Here is a 15,545-nt window from a genome sequence, read left to right on the forward strand (position 1 = left end):
CTCCATTTGGTTTACCCTAGAATTGAAAAAAATTATAAAAAGACTGCGCTAGGCTTGATGAAAGACAAGGCAATTATGGATCACGGTAAAAAGTCGGTAAGTGAAACGAAAAAAATGATTCTAACTGCGGGTATTGGATTAGCTTTGGTTTATGATAATACCCCTGGCCAAAACCACTATTATACGTATTTAACGAGGATCTTGGATTATTTGTCTCTGGGTGTGCCCGTTATAACAACGAAAACCGCAGGAAACGTACATTTACTTGGCCATAACTATCCTCTTTTTGTCGATGATGCCCAGGATATCGTTCGCTGTTATTTACGGCTTATGGAACCGAATTTTTATCGAGAAATGAGCGACCTTTCAAAAAACATAGGAAGGCAGTTTGTAGGGGAAGTTGCAGTAGAAGATTTCTGGTCTATACTGGAAAGTCAAATGAAAATCTAAGAACCTATATTAGAGGAATCCCGGCTAGCATAATAAGGAGGTGAAGTAATGAAGAATAAAGGCATGGCAAGACTTTTAAAAGAACACTATTTGTTTGCATCACCAAAGATCACTAATATTTTGCTGAATAATAATCGTGGTGTGTGGAAAGTAAAGGAAGCAAATAAAGAATATATGTTAAAGCTGATTTCGATTAAGACTGGGTTTCCCGTTGTTTTAAATTATGAATTAGGAAAAAAAGATTTAATGCCAAAGGTTGTGAAAACTAGGGATGGGGCTTTGTTTGTCAAGGAAAACGGCAAGTACGTTTTCGTCACAGAATGGATAAAAACGGAAAAAGGGGAAAAGCAAATCAAAGATCCGATCGAATATGTGAAAGCAGTTGCTAATTTTCATCGTGAGGCTCAATTCCCCCAACGTTTTCAAAGTAATGTTAAGCCTCGAATTCTTATCAAGACAAAGGACGATTGGTTGAATATTTACCGTGAAATGTCCAACAAATTGTATGCTTTGAAAGCAGGGGTTAAGAATGAAAAGTTGGAAAAATCGTTTGTGGATGTCATTCAAATAGGGGAAGAAATGATCAAAACGATGGAAGCGATGAATTTAGATCATTATATAGAGGAAGCACAACATCTGGGGACGGTCGTTCATCTCGATTTCAATAACGCCAATATTTTAATTTCAACAGAGCAAAAGCCGATCATTATAGACTTGGACCGGGCACACATTTCACCGCAAGTGTGTGATTTTCATCTTCTATTGCCAACCCTCCTTAAAATGGGGGCTAAAGTAGAAAATCTATACCAGCTTCTGGAATTGTATTTTACTGTTTACCCAAATTCTCGAAAATATAAACTAATCTACTTAAAAGTATGCCAATTCCCTCATTTTTTTTTAAAAATTGCTGAACGGACTGTTAAAAAGTTGGGTGATATAAATCTAGCAGCAGATGAGCTCATCGACATTCATTCCATAGAACTAAAAAAGAACGAACTTATTAAACATTGGCTTTAAATAGAAAATAAGATAGAAGAAAGGTGATTATCATGAACAAAGAAGAAGTCTTAATTTTTATGCATATACCCAAATCAGCGGGAACGACAATGCGAAGTATCATTAAACAGCAATATTCCGAAAACGAAGTCTGCAATTTAAGGTATATCGAAAATGAGAATTCGCTTGAAACAATTAGATGTTTCTATGGGCATAAACCTTTTGGAATACATCAGAAGTTGCTAAAATCAAAATCATATACCTATATCACCATGCTTCGCGACCCCATAGAGCATGTGATTTCTACCTACTATTATATCCTTCGCAAGCCAAAAAATAGCATGCATAATGTGATCAAAAATATGAGTTTTGAAGAATTTATTACGAATAACTCAGAGGAATTTAGATTGCGAACCTCAAATCGACAAACTCGATATGCCTCAGGGGAAAATCCTCCTGATTTGGGAAGGGCCAAGGAAAATCTTGCTAAACATTTTTCGGTTGTTGGAATTACAGAGATGTTTGACGAATCTGTATTTCTGATGATGAAAGAATTAGGATGGAATAATATTTCTTACGAAAGGCAAAATGTAACGAAAAATCGCCCTCTAAAAGATCAGTTATCGAAAGATGTACTCAAAATTATAGAAGATAACAATAAATTGGATATAGAATTATATCAGTATGCCAAAGGGCTTCTACAGAAGAAAATTCGAGCTTTAGACCTAACATCGAGACAAGAATTAAGCAACTTGATTGCAAAACATTTACCGTCGTAAAAGGTCGAAAATCAGCCGAAAATCCTTGCGGATAAATAAGTAGAAAGTGGTGAGTAAAGTGATTGACAGGAAACGTATATATGCGTTTTCCTCATTACTCGCCCTTTCTAAGGTGGACAACTCCCTCTAAAGGCACCCGTGAATAAATTGATAATAACAGAAGGGGGGGAGACATCTAAATGATTAAAAAGGCTATTATTCCAGCAGCAGGGTTTGGAACACGGGGACTACCAATGACGAAAGTACTCCCTAAAGAAATGCTTCCTATTGGAGGTCGCCCGGCTATTGCTTCCATTGTCGAGGAAGCTGTGATGGCGGGTATTGAGCACATCCTAATGATCGTCTCACGTATGAAAAACTTAATTGTCGATTATTATGACAGATCCCTGAATTAGAACATTTTTTAGAACAACAAAATAAAAAACATCTCCTCAATACATCGGAGCTTCCGAAAGTGAAAATTTATTATATGAGGCAGTTCTATCCGAAGGGGTTAGGGCCTGCCGTCTCATTAGCGAAGGAATTAGCTGGAAACGATCCATTTGCGATCTTGCTACCAGATGAAATTTACCTTTCTACTAATCAGAATCCATTAGAGGAGTTAATAGACTCTTATAATGAATATGGTAAAAATGTCATAGCCTTACAACAGGTAGATGAAGTATATTTGAAAAGCTATGGAGTCATGCAAATCGAAAAAAGGAAAAAGATGGTTTATATAAAATTTCTGATATTGTTGAAAAACCAAAAACGAATCCACCCTCAAACCTTGCTGTTACAGGAAGATATATTTTGAAGCCAGACATTTTTTCATGCTTAGAGCAGACAAAACCTGAAGTTGGTTCTGAGGTGCAGTTAACAGATGCAATCAAGATGATGCTTCAATTAGAGTCAGCATATGGGCGAGGTTGCCAGTGAGCGCTTTGATATTGCAAAGGAAGCTCATTATGTAAGGCTTGTGTAAAAAATATACACATTACAAGGGGGAAAGGAGGAGTAAATGCAGAGAAAAAGCTAAAGGTGAGCTTACCTTTAGCTTTTTTCTTATATTCTAAAATGATCTACAGTACATAATCTTAATAAAATCTATTCAGCGGAATAATAGGATGAATGAAGTAACGAGCATCATGGTGATTAACAAAATGCGAATATACAGGTCCGGTAATTTGACAGTTATCCTACTACCGATAAGTACACCAGGAATTGAGCCTGATAATAATTGAAGAACGAGCACATAATCAATTGTTCCTAAGAATGAATGGGCTAACCCCGCCAAACCAGTTATCAACACGCCATGTAGGATATCTGTACCGACCAGAGCGGAAGATTTAAATGGGTATAGCCATAATAATAAAGCAATAAATAAGGTTCCACTTCCCACCGAGGTGATCGCAACTAGGAACCCTGTTAAAAATCCTATCAATATCAGTACAGTAATGTTAACCTGTTTTGAACCATCAAATAAGGACTTTTTCCAAACAAACAATTTCAGTAGCATGACGATTGAAATAAGTATAAATGCAACTGAAATGCCTTTAGTAATAAACAAATTTAAACCTGCTTGGTCTTCCTGTTTTACAAAATAAAGCAATAGTAATCCAGTTAATGTTCCCGGAACGCTACCCACGGCAACACGAAGTAGCAAGTTGAAGTCAATCGTCCTTTGCCGCCAATGCTGATAAGCCCCAAATGACTTAGTCACGGACGCAAAAATTAGGTCCGTGCCAATCACAACAGCAGGGGATACACCGAATCCGAAGAGGAGGAGTGGAGTCATAATAATGCCCCCACCCATACCCGTTGCTCCGATGATCAATCCAACTATCAAGCCACTAATCGCAATCCATATATCCATGCATATCAACCAACCCCATATCGGATAGATATCCATTATCCTGCAAAAATTGTAAAATAGTATTTAATGCATCACTAATGGATAGTTTATCAGTTTCAACCGTAATTTCCGGATTAACAGGGACCTCATAAGGGGCGGTTATACCTGTGAAGTTTTGTATTTCACCAGCCCTTGTTTTTTTATATAGACCTTTCGGATCTCTTCGCTCACACTCTTCGATTGAACACTTTACGTAAATCTCAATAAAATCTCCTTTTGGGACAAGTGACCTGACCATTGCCCGATCGGCATTGTAAGGGGATATGCAGGCTACAATTGGAATCATACCCGCCTCAACAAATAACTTGGACACTTCTCCTATGCGCCTAATATTCTCTGTCCGATCCTCTGGACTGAAGCGTAAATTATTATTTAATCCATAACGGATATTATCCGCATCAAGCAAGAAGCACCGTATACCACGGCGAAATAATTCTTTCTCAACCTCTACAGCAAGTGTCGATTTTCCTGCCCCGGACAACCCGGTAAACCATAGTATGAAACTTTTATGACCGTTAAGTTGATTTCGGTCCTTCATTGTCACTTTTGTATTTTGCCATACAATGTGGACATCTTTTGTTTCTAACTTGTTTTGTACTTCCCATGTTAATCCAAATTGTCCTATTGAATGTTCATCATTATGAAAGTCTGAGCCACCTGTCATCATTACTTGAAATTCATTTGCAAGCTGCTGATAACGTGCATTATCATCTTTGTTTTGTTTTCGATGCCATACCTCGATTCCATCGAAGGAAAATTGCATCAATTCACGTACGATCTTGTCGTCGCCAATCAACAATGGGTGTGCCAAGACAGCTTTGCCTCCAGCCCGGTGAATAAGAGCAATTCCTTCCTCAGGGGAAAGAATCACCTTGTCTAGAGAACAAGGCTTCCCATCCGCTAAAAAATGATCGAACACCGTTTGGTAATCAGATACATACCCTTTCTTAACAATTGCCCTAGCAATATGGGGCCTGGCAATTATATTCCCTTTACTGAATTCTTTCACATCGTCAATCGTTATGGGCATTCCTAATTCCGTGAATTTCTGGATGATTCTTAGCGCTCTCTCCTCCCGACCTTCACGCATGCGAGATAAAATCCCGGTTAATTCACTGTTCGCTTTAATATGGTAACCAAGAATGTCTATGCTACGACCATTATATTTCGTGCTTATTTCAATCCCTGCAATGACGTTAACTCCATAATCAATTCCTGCCTGACATGCCTCCTCGATTCCTTCGAGGGTGTCGTGATCCGTAATGGCAATCGTTCGGAGCCCAGCGACATGCGCCTTTTGTACAAGTTCCCTTGGTGAATAAATACCATCAGAAGCAGTTGAATGGAGATGAAGATCAAAGTGTCCTTCCTTTAATACGTTTAATAAGCCTTTTTCTGTCATTAGATATCATTCCCTTCAACAGAATCAGCTTTGTTACTATAAGCTTCCCTGAGGATTTCGGCAACTTCCCTGCGTGTGAACTCGACTGGCAATTCCTGACCGCTACGTAACATCTGACGGACCTTAGTACCGCTTAGAATGAGTCGTTCGTCAGTATTATGTGGACAGGTTTTGTTAGATGCCATACCACCGCAGGCCTTGCAATAAAAAGTATGCTCGAAGCAAATTGGTATAATGCCAAGTCCTTTAGCTGATAGAAAAGTGATGAGTTTCTGGGCATCATATGTCCCGTAATAATCTCCTACACCAGCATGATCTCTTCCTATAATCATATGGGTACATCCATAATTTTTACGACAAATGGCGTGGAATACTGCCTCTCGTGGTCCTGCGTAACGCATGGCAGCGGGAAAGACGGCAAGCATAGTTCTACTAGCAGGATAGTATTCTCGTAGGAGAGTCTCATAACTTTTAATACGTATATCTGCCGGGATATCATCTTCCTTTGTTTGTCCTACTAACGGATGAATAAGTAATCCGTCAACCAGCTCAAGTGCACATTTTTGAATATATTCATGAGCTCTGTGAATTGGATTACGGGTTTGGAAAGCGACAACGGATTTCCATCCCTTTTCTAAAATGATTTTTCGCATATCTACTGGGTCATAATTATATTTTGCAAACGGGACTACAGGACGTTCAATCAAGCGAATTTCTCCTCCTAATAGTACCCCGCCCTGACGCAATAGTTTAGCTACACCAGGATGCTTCTCATCCGTGGTTTGATAGACTAGTTTTGCTTCCAACATCTTATCATAAGAATATTTTTCCTCTAAAAATAAAACAGCAAGCAACCTGTTGCTCTCATCCATCAACCCTATTTCATCACCTATCTCGAGCCTATCGGCTGTTTCCTGATCAACAGGTAAAGTAATCGGTATGCTCCAAATGATGCCGTTACATAGACTCATATTGTTTAATACGGAGAGATAATCAGCATGCTTCATAAAACCTTTCAAAGGGCTATAAACACCTGTGGCAAGAAGTAGTAAATCAGACTGTACGCTGCTGTCTATAATAATGCGATTTTTTTGAGAGATGCGTCTCTCAAATTTCGCACCTTCTTGGCTAGATATTTCTAGGTTTACTAGGTTGTGACCATGTGGAGGAATGAGTTGAGTCACTAGAAATCACTTCCTTTTAATTTAATCTCCTATTAGTAAATGCAAATAGAATCTCAATGGTGTTAAACGAGTATCCAATTTTATTTCAGCTATAAACCCAAAATAAAAAAGTCGTTATACTAGCCTATAGCAATTCCATACTCACCTCATAAAATAGGATAACTTGAAGTGGAGGTGTAGAAATGCTCTAAAGGGATGAAAGCAAATAAATATTAATTATGAGCAAATTCCTACTGACATTCTGCCTTTTACAATTGATATAGGATTTTCTCCTGACTACTTACGACTTTTGCGGGAAGGTCGTTCTGCAGTTTTTCCTTATCATATTGGGGAGAAATGGGGCTTTCGTAACGGGAAAATTTTTACTTGGTCCTCTTAAATAGTGAGGACTCGAAATGGGATATACCTCGGTCACCCATTTTTGGCCACGGGTTTACATTAAGCATAACGGCTTTTTCCACTACAGTATCAGTTTGTTTAGGAGTTGATAAAACATAGGTTAATGGAAGATTGATGTAATCGCTATGTTTTATGTTTCGTACCAATACCAGATAACAAATAGACTTAAATATATCTATGCACTAGTATAGTAACGCACAATGCCTATTTTATGGTGGACAACACACTATGGAAATAATAATGAATAAGTTAGTAATAAATAAATGAATTGAAGTGTTATTAAACAAACCACGGAGGGGGATAAGGGTGAATGTACTAGTTATCGGAACAGGTTATGTTGGGACCACTACCGGGTTAGTTTTATGTGAAAATGGTCACAAGGTTATCGGTTTAGACATTGATGAAAATAAAATAAACTCCTTGAATGAGGGAAAGTTATATTTTTATGAAAAAGGCTTGGATGAGTTGTTAATTACTCATTTAAATAGGGGGAATATATCGTTTACAACAGAACCAATGGATGCCATTCAGAATAGCGATATCATTTATATATGTGTAGGTACTCCTGAGAAAGAGGATGGCAAAGCAGATTTAAAATTTGTTAGAGACGTAGCAATGATGATTGGTAAATACATCAATAATTATAAAATTATTGTGAACAAAAGTACTGTCCCTGTTGGAACAGCTAAAATGGTATCAAATATCATTATGGAAAACAATAGAGATAATATCCCATTTGATGTAGTATCTAATCCAGAATTTTTAAGGGAAGGGAATGCATTATCTGATGCAATAAATCCTGATCGAATCGTAATAGGAAGCTCAAATATGGAAGCAGCAAAAATGGTGAGTGAGCTTTATACAAATGTGACAGCCCCAATCATTGTAACATCCCCAGAAACTTCTGAATTAATAAAGTATGCATCAAATTCCTTTCTTGCTCTTAAAGTATCATTTACTAATGAACTTTCAAAACTTTGTGATTCCATGAAAATAGATATAGATGAAATTTCTCTGGGTATGGGATTAGATCACCGGATTGGGCCTTATTTTTTGAAAGCTGGCATTGGTTATGGGGGCTCTTGCTTCCCGAAAGATGTAAATGCTTTATTAACAACATCAAAGGATTATGGTGTAAATTTATCCATCTTGGAACAGGTAGTCTCTGTAAATGATTCACAACCACTTTATTTTATCGATAAGGTTGCAAGAATTTTAGGTGAATTAAAAAATAAAACAATTGCTGTATTAGGAATAGCCTTTAAGCCAGGTACAGATGATACGAGAGAATCACCAAGCTTACGAATCATTGAGTATCTTGTGAATGCCCAATGTAATGTAAGGGTTCATGATCCAATTGTTACGATTTCACTGCAAGAGGTTGAACAATTTACACATGTTATAGACGCAGTTAAGGGAGCAGATGCTGTCTTAATTTGTACGGATTGGGATGAATATCGATTATTGGATTGGGATTCGATTAGAAAGGAAATCAAACAACCATATATATTTGATGGAAGGAATTTTTTAAATAAAGAAGAATTGGAGACTATCGGGTTTATTTATGAAGGGGTAGGAAAATAAGAAGTTTTATAAGGTCACCATTAAAATAATGGTGATCATTTTTTGGATATGTGAATGATGGAGTTTCCATATCACTGTTGGGCTATTATTCATTTCTAATTTTTAGATGAATATAATATACTTCGAACAATATCAGTTTGTAGAGGAGCATCAAGATGAGTTGGTTTGATTTCTTTATTATTGCGCTAGCAAGCTTTCGATTAACTAGATTATTGGTTTATGATAAAATAACTAAATTTATTCGTCGTCCTTTTCATGAAGAATTTGAAGAGGAGTTACCTAATGGTACTGTTGAATATTATATCCAAATTAAAGGTACTGGGCTTAGGAGGTGGCTTGGAGAATTATTAACATGCTATTGGTGCACAGGGATCTGGTGTTCGGCGTTTGTTTATATCGTGTATGAATTAAACTTTGCTTTATCTGAATCATTGGTTCTTATTCTTGCAATAGCCGGTGGGGCAGCAATAATTGAAACATATGTGGCAAAATTACTAAATTGAATAACTTCACATCTTTAGGATGTAAAAGAAAAAGCTAATGGGTACATTTTCCCTTTAGCTTTTACTCTGTTATTACTTTGCTAGCTTTCTGCCTTCCCGGGTATATGTTATCACATTACTTGAAAGGGAAAGGTCCCCATAAATTACCGTTTATATTTTTAAAATTAATCTATTAAGTGAATCTACTTTTATTCGTTCATATTCCATGGCTCTCGATAACTTTTCAGCTGGTAATGGAGTTTTTCGGACATATCTTTCTCGAATAAGATCATAAAGCTCATAAGGGAATAACATGTCAATAAACATGATTTCCTTCTGTTCTGACGTTAATGGTGAAATCGATTCATACGCCTGAATCATAATGTTAAATTGCTCATCATTCCAACTCCCTGTTGTGTCAAGTAACGGTATAATCATTTTGCGCAAATCACGTATTGGTAGGTCAAAAGAAACAGTATCTAAGTCAATTACCCAAATTTTATTATCATTACCTAAAAGTGAATTTCCAGTGCCATAATCTTGGTGGCAAAGACTAGGGCGCTTTTTAAGTCTATTCACCCAAGGGTGATATTCCGAGGTAACTAGTTTTTTTAACGTCTTTCTTCCTACATTAATAAAATAGTCTATTTCTGCAAGATACAGCTGGGAAAAGGGGTCTTCCGGCATGGTGGATGCGATTTTTTTCCATGTTTCCATCTGCTGACATCGCTTGATATAATGATTTGGCCAGTTACCAAGCTTGGTAAAAATCGGAACTCCTTCTGGTGGTGTATAGCCAACAGAAGCATTATGAAATTCGGCCAATCCCTTCATAATAAGTTCTAAATCCTTTTGTACTGTTAAATCAAACGGTCTACCTTCAATCCAATCATAGACAACAAATAAAAAGGGCTCATGTTTCGTGTAGAGCTGGTCAAATTTATTCGGAATAATTCTAGGAACACGCACCCCATTTGAGGAAAGATAATCTTGCGCATGGATAGAAAATAATGCTTTCTTTTCAGGACGATGTATTCTTTTTAGACAGAAAGGTCCATCATCAGTTGTTAATTTCCAGACGAGTGCCATTTGCCCACCTTGAACGACTTCAATGTTTGTTATTTTTATATCCCAATTTAATAAGACTGTTTCTGCAAGTCTTACTAATTTTTTTTGTTCCTCTTCTGTAGTAAGAAAATATCCCTCATTATGCTTATCATTTATGATTTTCCCTTGATTTTGTTTTAACATTTCTTTCACCATCCTAAAGCAGTATCTATATAGGTTATGTGAAATGTCTATATATGTTTTAGTTGTTTGTCTCTGTTTTAGAAAAATAGTAAACCTTTACACTATTCTTCTAGTGTAAAAGCCTTTTTTATTAGATAGAAGGCACCATGTGATTTGTCTACTCGTATTATAAATTTGAAGGGAAAATAACATCCCTTTACAGAATGGAGGTCACAAATGAAACTCGCATTGATTGCTACCGAAAAACTTCCTGTACCAGCAATTCGAGGTGGGGCAATTCAAATATATCTAGATTCTGTTGCTCCTTTAATTGCGAAAAAATATGACATCACTGTTATTTCAATAACGGATTCAGAGTTACCTAATAGTGAACAGAAAAATGGTATAAAATATATCAGATTCGAAGAAGAACACTATATCTCAAAGATTGCAGAGTACTTAAAATCTGAAAACTTTGACCTTGTTCATCTTTGTAATCGCCCAAAGTGGATTGAGTTTTTAAAAGAAGCTGCACCAAATACTAAATTTGTGTTGAGTGTTCATAACGAAATGTTTGATTACAGTAAAATGAGTGAGGATGAAGGAAATAGATGTATTTCTTCCGTAACAAAGATTATTACAGTTAGTGATTTTATCGGTACCACCATTACTTCAAGATTCCCGAATGCCCAACATAAAACTAAAACAGTATATTCGGGAGTTGACCTAGAAAAATATCAACCTAATTGGACGATTCAAGGTAGCAAAGCTAGAGAACGAGTACGGAATGAACTAGGGATCGAAGGAAAAAAAGTTGTCTTATTTGTTGGTAGACTTAGTAAAGTAAAAGGACCACATATTTTGCTCCAAGCACTGCCGAAAATTATTGAAAAACACCCGGATATTATGATGGTATTTATCGGTTCGAAATGGTTTGGAGATGACAATGTGAACAATTATGTTAAGCACCTTTATACACTAGGCGCGATGTTTAAGGAACATGTTACATTTATTAAATTTGTTAAGCCGCGTGATATTCCCGATTTATATTCGATGTCTGATTTGTTTGTTTGCTCTTCCCAATGGCAGGAGCCACTTGCTCGTGTCCATTACGAGGCAATGGCAGCAGGTTTACCGATTATTACAAGTAAACGTGGTGGTAACCCAGAGGTAATTGAAGAAGGTAAAAATGGATATGTGATTTCGGAATTTGAAAATCCTGATGCTTATGCAGAAAAAATAAATTTATTATTAGCTGACAAACGAAATTGTAAATTGTTAGGGGAGTATGGAAGAGCGAAGGTTGAAAAGGAATTTGGATGGGTGAATGTTTCCACTAATTTAATCAATGTATATGAAGAGGCTCTGCAAACTCCTTAAGCGAGAAAGGGTGATATAGTTGGAAGAGAAACAAACGAATGAAGAGCATTTCTTACATTCCATTTTAACTCTTTATCCATTTGAAGTAAAAAAAGTAAAAATGATATCTAGTAGGAGTGGGAGAACGATCTGGGAAGTAGAAACGGACCATGGAATTAAGCTATTAAAACAAGCTCATATGGACCCTAGAAGAATGCTTTTTATTGCAGAAGCTCATTCACATCTTCTTGAGAAAGGTTTACCAATAGCGAATATTCATAAAACCAAGAAAGGAGGTTTATGTATAGCTGCTAATGGTTATTCCTTTGTATTATATGATAAAGTCGAAGGTAAAGAAATGATCTATTATGACAAAGAACAATTAATAAATATAATGGAGTTTATTGGGAAGTTTCATCATTTTTCAAAAGGATATTCACCAAATGATGAGGCTAAAAAACGCAGCAGGATTGGAAAATGGCACAAATTATTTAGGTGGAAGCTACAAGAACTTGAGGGTAATAAACAAATTGCATTAAATTATCCAAACGATCCATTTTCGGTTCTTTTTTTAGAAAATGTGGATAAAATGCTTGAACGTGGAAACGAGGCCCTTCAAAATCTAGATAACTCAAGTTATAAACGATGGGCAGAACAAATGAATACTGAAGGTGTTTTTTGTCAGCAGGACTTTACTCTAGCTCGGTTAATTCAAGTAGATCAACTCGCCTTTATGAAAGAACTTCATTCAATAACATATGACTTACCAACAAGGGATATACGGATTTTATTAAACAAAGTAATGAAAAAGCTGGCGTTATGGGATGAAGATCTTTGTATTGAATTGTTACGTGCCTATGATTCTATAAACCCACTTTCTAAAGAACAATATAAAATCCTATGGGATGATATTGCCTTCCCATATCTTTTCTGTTCGATTGCGCACAAATATTATTTGGCTCAAAAGCGTTCCTGGTCAGATCAAAAATATATATGGGCGTTACAAAATATAATATCCGTTGAAAATTCAAAAGAAAAATTTCTGAAAAATTTCGATGAGATTTATAACATAATAAAGGTAAGGAATGGAGGGGAAAAGATTGACTAAACGTAATGAAAAGGAATCTACAATACCGAAGCTTGATTTGAATAAATTTGACTTCACCCCTCCGGGTCCAATGGGGTGGAGTTATTCTGAATATGAAATGACTCTTGATAATCCTGATTTACTTGTTCCCACATTTTCAAACGATCAAAATCACTTGGATTATTTAAGAAATCTTCCACTAATTGAGTATCCGCTCAATGGTACAGAAAATACTTTGGAAAAACATACTAAATACTACCAAGGAGAAAAAAATCATAAAAGTAGTGATGTGGATTTAGTGTCTCCCATAACAGATATAAAAACTGAGGCTAATAATACGGAAACAGCGAATCTATTTTCAGGCAATACAGAAACAATCATTCAAGGAAAAACGGAAAAAATAAATGAGAATGCAGTTGTCTCTAAACAGAAGGGCTTAGTTATCTATGGTAGATCAAGAAGAAGTATGCCAAGAAAAAATAGGTGTTATCGAACTAATGTAATATTCAGACAAAATTACAATAATAAACGAGGCAGACGCTAGATAACGTCTGCCTATTTGATGGATATTTCTATTTAACATACTCGGGAAAAGATTGAAGGTAAACTGTTTCATACCGCTCAGCTACATGTTGAAATTGAAATTGCTTTTCAACAATGGCTCTTCCTTTTTTTGATAAACTGTTGGCAAGCTTATGATCAGACAAGATTTGAACGATTGCTGAAGAAAAAGCTGCAGGATTACGAAAATCAGATACAATTAACCCATTTTCTTCATGGGTTATGACTTCTGGGTTTCCACCACGATTAGTGGTTATAATTGGTATACCGGCAGCCATTGCTTCATAATGAACTCTAGCTAGTGGTTCATGCCATTGGGAGCTGCAAACAAAAACATCAGCGGCTACTAACATTTCGGGAATTTGTTCTGAAGGAAGGTAATTCGTGAATTTAATATTATTTTTAAATTGCTTTGAAAGAGCTTGTAGCTCTTGGATATATGTGTTTGTGCCGTTTTCACTAAACCATTTTCCACCTACAATTAAAAGTACAGCATCGTCAAAATAAGATAGGACATTATTCATGGCTTTAATGAGAATATGCGGTCCTTTTGCCTTGCTTAATCGACCAATGAATAGTATGACCTTCTTATTATCAATATCTAAATTTCTACGTATTTGTTGTCGGATTAGTTTACCTTCCTTTGACCATTGTGTATGAAATTTCTTAAGATCAATACCTGAATAGACTACATGTACCTTATCGTTTGCCGTTGGATAACGTTCCACTACGGCTCGTTTAATATACTCACTTACAGTGGTTATTTTATCTACAAGCTCAATAGCCATTTCCGCACGGTTTGGTGTAATTTTTAGTTCAGAAAACATATCATTATGAAGACTAAGAATAAACTTACTGTTTGGAGCGGCATTTTTATACATTGGGATGTAAATAGGGCGATTAAAGACATGAATTACATCAAAACGTTTCTTTTTTAATTCGGTTGCAACCTTATATTCATACAAATCTAAAGGAAAACGAATATAATTAACTCCATCTATTATCTCAGTTTCTGGTAAACAAGGATCAGTGATCGAATATATAGTGAGGTTATGATTTAAAATGAGAAATGGAGCAATTCCATCAATCATTGTTTGAATTGCCCCTCCTTTTATAGCTGGGGAAGGGAGCTTCTCAGTGCATATAAATGCTATGTTCATCCTTTTTTTTCTCCATAAATTGAACGAAATAGGTTCAATTCTTTTTCTAACCCTTGTTTTAATGTCACTTTAGGTGAATAGCCTAATAGCTTTTCAGCTAATGAAATATCTGCCCACGTATGCATTGGTTCCCCGGATACCTTTGGTAAGAAATGAAGGGTTGCCTTTTTTTTCATAAGTTTCTCAATTTGTGTAATGATGTCTATAATCGATGATCGTTCTTTTCCACCAATATTTATTGTTTGGCCTAGTACTGTATCGTTATCTAGCAAAGCTACTGTTCCATCAATACAATCGTCAATATACGTAAAATCTCTAGACTGTGAACCATCACCATAAATTGTGATTGGTTCATCAGTTAAAATTTGCTTAATGAATCGATGAAATGCCATATCTGAACGTTGCCGTGGACCATAAACCGTAAAATAACGCAGAATGATAATCGGTATACCAAAGTTTTTTTCATATACTTTACATAAGTGTTCACCAGTTAGTTTAGTTATACCATAGGGGGATAAAGGTGTTAGGCTCATATTTTCCGAGACTCTACCATTTTTTTCACCGTAGACGGATGAGGTTGAAGCAAAGATGAACTTTTTTATCGATTTATGGTTTTTGGCCGCCTCAAGTAATTTTTGTGTAACTAAGATATTATTTGTGACATATAAATCAAAATCGTTTCCCCAGCTTGAGCGAACTCCTGGCATACCAGCTAAATGATAAACAATATCTATATCTTTAAAAAGGTTAGTTAAATCTGTAGAAAGGATATCCTTGTTTATTAGAGTAAATCTAGGATTATCAAGCAAATTTTCAATGTTTTTCCCTTTAAGAAATGCTGGAGTAGGGCCAATAAATGAATCGATTCCAATTATGTCGGTGTTTTCGATCTTAAGTAGTCGCTCGCACAGATGAGAGCCTATAAAACCTGCGGCACCAGTCACCAAAATCTTCATATTCTTCAAGCTCCTTTCACGA

General features: G+C 36.2%; 13 protein-coding genes and 3 pseudogenes. 9 read left to right on the forward strand and 7 right to left on the reverse strand.

Annotation, left to right across the window (positions count from 1 at the left end; all coding sequences use genetic code 11):
- The 4 genes and pseudogenes from V7138_RS08820 to V7138_RS08835 form a co-directional block, all read left to right on the forward strand.
- Positions 1-450: pseudogene (locus tag V7138_RS08820) on the forward strand (glycosyltransferase family 1 protein); the annotation flags it as partial.
- A gap of 48 nt (positions 451-498) precedes the next feature.
- Positions 499-1,467 carry a phosphotransferase gene (locus V7138_RS08825; RefSeq protein ID WP_335396178.1) on the forward strand — a complete coding sequence of 323 codons (969 nt, stop codon included), beginning with the start codon at positions 499-501 and terminating at the stop codon, positions 1,465-1,467.
- A gap of 32 nt (positions 1,468-1,499) precedes the next feature.
- Positions 1,500-2,225, forward strand: coding sequence for a sulfotransferase family 2 domain-containing protein (locus V7138_RS08830; protein ID WP_335396180.1), 726 nt, complete (start codon positions 1,500-1,502; stop codon positions 2,223-2,225).
- A gap of 179 nt (positions 2,226-2,404) precedes the next feature.
- A pseudogene (locus tag V7138_RS08835) lies at positions 2,405-3,189 on the forward strand (UTP--glucose-1-phosphate uridylyltransferase).
- Positions 3,190-3,315: 126 nt separating this feature from the next.
- On the opposite strand, the gene V7138_RS08840 reads toward V7138_RS08835, so the two are convergent.
- The 4 genes and pseudogenes from V7138_RS08840 to sat form a co-directional block, all read right to left on the reverse strand.
- A complete protein-coding gene (locus tag V7138_RS08840) occupies positions 3,316-4,080 on the reverse strand; it encodes a sulfite exporter TauE/SafE family protein (protein ID WP_335396181.1) in 765 nt (254 codons plus the stop codon).
- Positions 4,058-4,744, reverse strand: a complete 687-nt coding sequence (cysC, locus tag V7138_RS08845) for an adenylyl-sulfate kinase (protein WP_335396430.1) — start codon at positions 4,742-4,744, stop codon at positions 4,058-4,060. Before cysC ends, V7138_RS08840 begins: the two co-directional genes overlap by 23 nt.
- Before the next feature lie 552 nt (positions 4,745-5,296).
- Positions 5,297-5,521: pseudogene (locus V7138_RS08850) on the reverse strand (PHP domain-containing protein); the annotation flags it as partial.
- Positions 5,521-6,705, reverse strand: coding sequence for a sulfate adenylyltransferase (gene sat, locus V7138_RS08855; RefSeq protein ID WP_335396182.1), 1,185 nt, complete (start codon positions 6,703-6,705; stop codon positions 5,521-5,523). The pseudogene V7138_RS08850 and the gene sat, both read right to left, overlap by 1 nt.
- A gap of 705 nt (positions 6,706-7,410) precedes the next feature.
- On the opposite strand from sat, the gene V7138_RS08860 reads away from it, so the two are divergent.
- The gene (locus V7138_RS08860) at positions 7,411-8,688 is read left to right on the forward strand and encodes a UDP-glucose dehydrogenase family protein (protein ID WP_335396184.1); all 1,278 of its coding nucleotides are present in this window, start codon (positions 7,411-7,413) and stop codon (positions 8,686-8,688) included.
- A 155-nt stretch (positions 8,689-8,843) separates the two neighbouring features.
- A complete protein-coding gene (locus V7138_RS08865) occupies positions 8,844-9,191 on the forward strand; it encodes a DUF1360 domain-containing protein (protein WP_335396186.1) in 348 nt (115 codons plus the stop codon).
- 150 nt (positions 9,192-9,341) lie between these two features.
- On the opposite strand, the gene V7138_RS08870 is transcribed toward V7138_RS08865, so the two are convergent.
- The gene (locus V7138_RS08870; RefSeq protein WP_335396188.1) at positions 9,342-10,421 is read right to left on the reverse strand and encodes a CotS family spore coat protein; all 1,080 of its coding nucleotides are present in this window, start codon (positions 10,419-10,421) and stop codon (positions 9,342-9,344) included.
- 216 nt (positions 10,422-10,637) lie between these two features.
- Between V7138_RS08870 and V7138_RS08875 the strand changes: the two genes are divergently transcribed.
- The 3 genes from V7138_RS08875 to V7138_RS08885 are packed head-to-tail and all read left to right on the forward strand — an operon-like array spanning position 10,638 to position 13,390.
- Positions 10,638-11,780, forward strand: coding sequence for a glycosyltransferase family 4 protein (locus tag V7138_RS08875; protein WP_335396190.1), 1,143 nt, complete (start codon positions 10,638-10,640; stop codon positions 11,778-11,780).
- A 19-nt stretch (positions 11,781-11,799) separates the two neighbouring features.
- Positions 11,800-12,867: a CotS family spore coat protein gene (locus V7138_RS08880; RefSeq protein WP_335396192.1), complete on the forward strand. Its 1,068-nt coding sequence runs from the start codon at positions 11,800-11,802 to the stop codon at positions 12,865-12,867.
- Positions 12,860-13,390 (forward strand): hypothetical protein, encoded by a 531-nt coding sequence (locus V7138_RS08885; protein WP_335396194.1) that lies wholly within the window; start codon positions 12,860-12,862, stop codon positions 13,388-13,390. Before V7138_RS08880 ends, V7138_RS08885 begins: the two co-directional genes overlap by 8 nt.
- 28 nt (positions 13,391-13,418) lie before the next feature.
- On the opposite strand, the gene V7138_RS08890 is transcribed toward V7138_RS08885, so the two are convergent.
- Together V7138_RS08890 and V7138_RS08895 are read right to left on the reverse strand one after the other, a co-directional pair.
- A complete protein-coding gene (locus tag V7138_RS08890; protein ID WP_335396195.1) occupies positions 13,419-14,567 on the reverse strand; it encodes a glycosyltransferase family 4 protein in 1,149 nt (382 codons plus the stop codon).
- Positions 14,564-15,523, reverse strand: a complete 960-nt coding sequence (locus tag V7138_RS08895) for an NAD-dependent epimerase/dehydratase family protein (RefSeq protein WP_335396197.1) — start codon at positions 15,521-15,523, stop codon at positions 14,564-14,566. The genes V7138_RS08890 and V7138_RS08895 overlap by 4 nt, the downstream gene beginning before the upstream one ends.
- Positions 15,524-15,545: the final 22 nt, after the last annotated feature.

Source organism: Bacillus sp. JJ1533, assembly GCF_036965045.1.
Lineage (GTDB): Bacteria > Bacillota > Bacilli > Bacillales > Bacillaceae_L > Ferdinandcohnia.

Bases quoted from the DNA above. Each gene is read 5' to 3' on its own strand.
- V7138_RS08830 (WP_335396180.1), top strand. From the start codon at position 1,500: ATGAACAAAGAAGAAGTCTTAATTTTTATGCATATACCCAAATCAGCG.
- V7138_RS08895 (WP_335396197.1), bottom strand. From the start codon at position 15,523: ATGAAGATTTTGGTGACTGGTGCCGCAGGTTTTATAGGCTCTCATCTG.
- V7138_RS08870 (WP_335396188.1), bottom strand. From the start codon at position 10,421: ATGTTAAAACAAAATCAAGGGAAAATCATAAATGATAAGCATAATGAG.
- V7138_RS08890 (WP_335396195.1), bottom strand. From the start codon at position 14,567: ATGAACATAGCATTTATATGCACTGAGAAGCTCCCTTCCCCAGCTATA.
- V7138_RS08875 (WP_335396190.1), top strand. From the start codon at position 10,638: ATGAAACTCGCATTGATTGCTACCGAAAAACTTCCTGTACCAGCAATT.
- V7138_RS08825 (WP_335396178.1), top strand. From the start codon at position 499: ATGAAGAATAAAGGCATGGCAAGACTTTTAAAAGAACACTATTTGTTT.
- V7138_RS08865 (WP_335396186.1), top strand. From the start codon at position 8,844: ATGAGTTGGTTTGATTTCTTTATTATTGCGCTAGCAAGCTTTCGATTA.
- V7138_RS08840 (WP_335396181.1), bottom strand. From the start codon at position 4,080: ATGGATATATGGATTGCGATTAGTGGCTTGATAGTTGGATTGATCATC.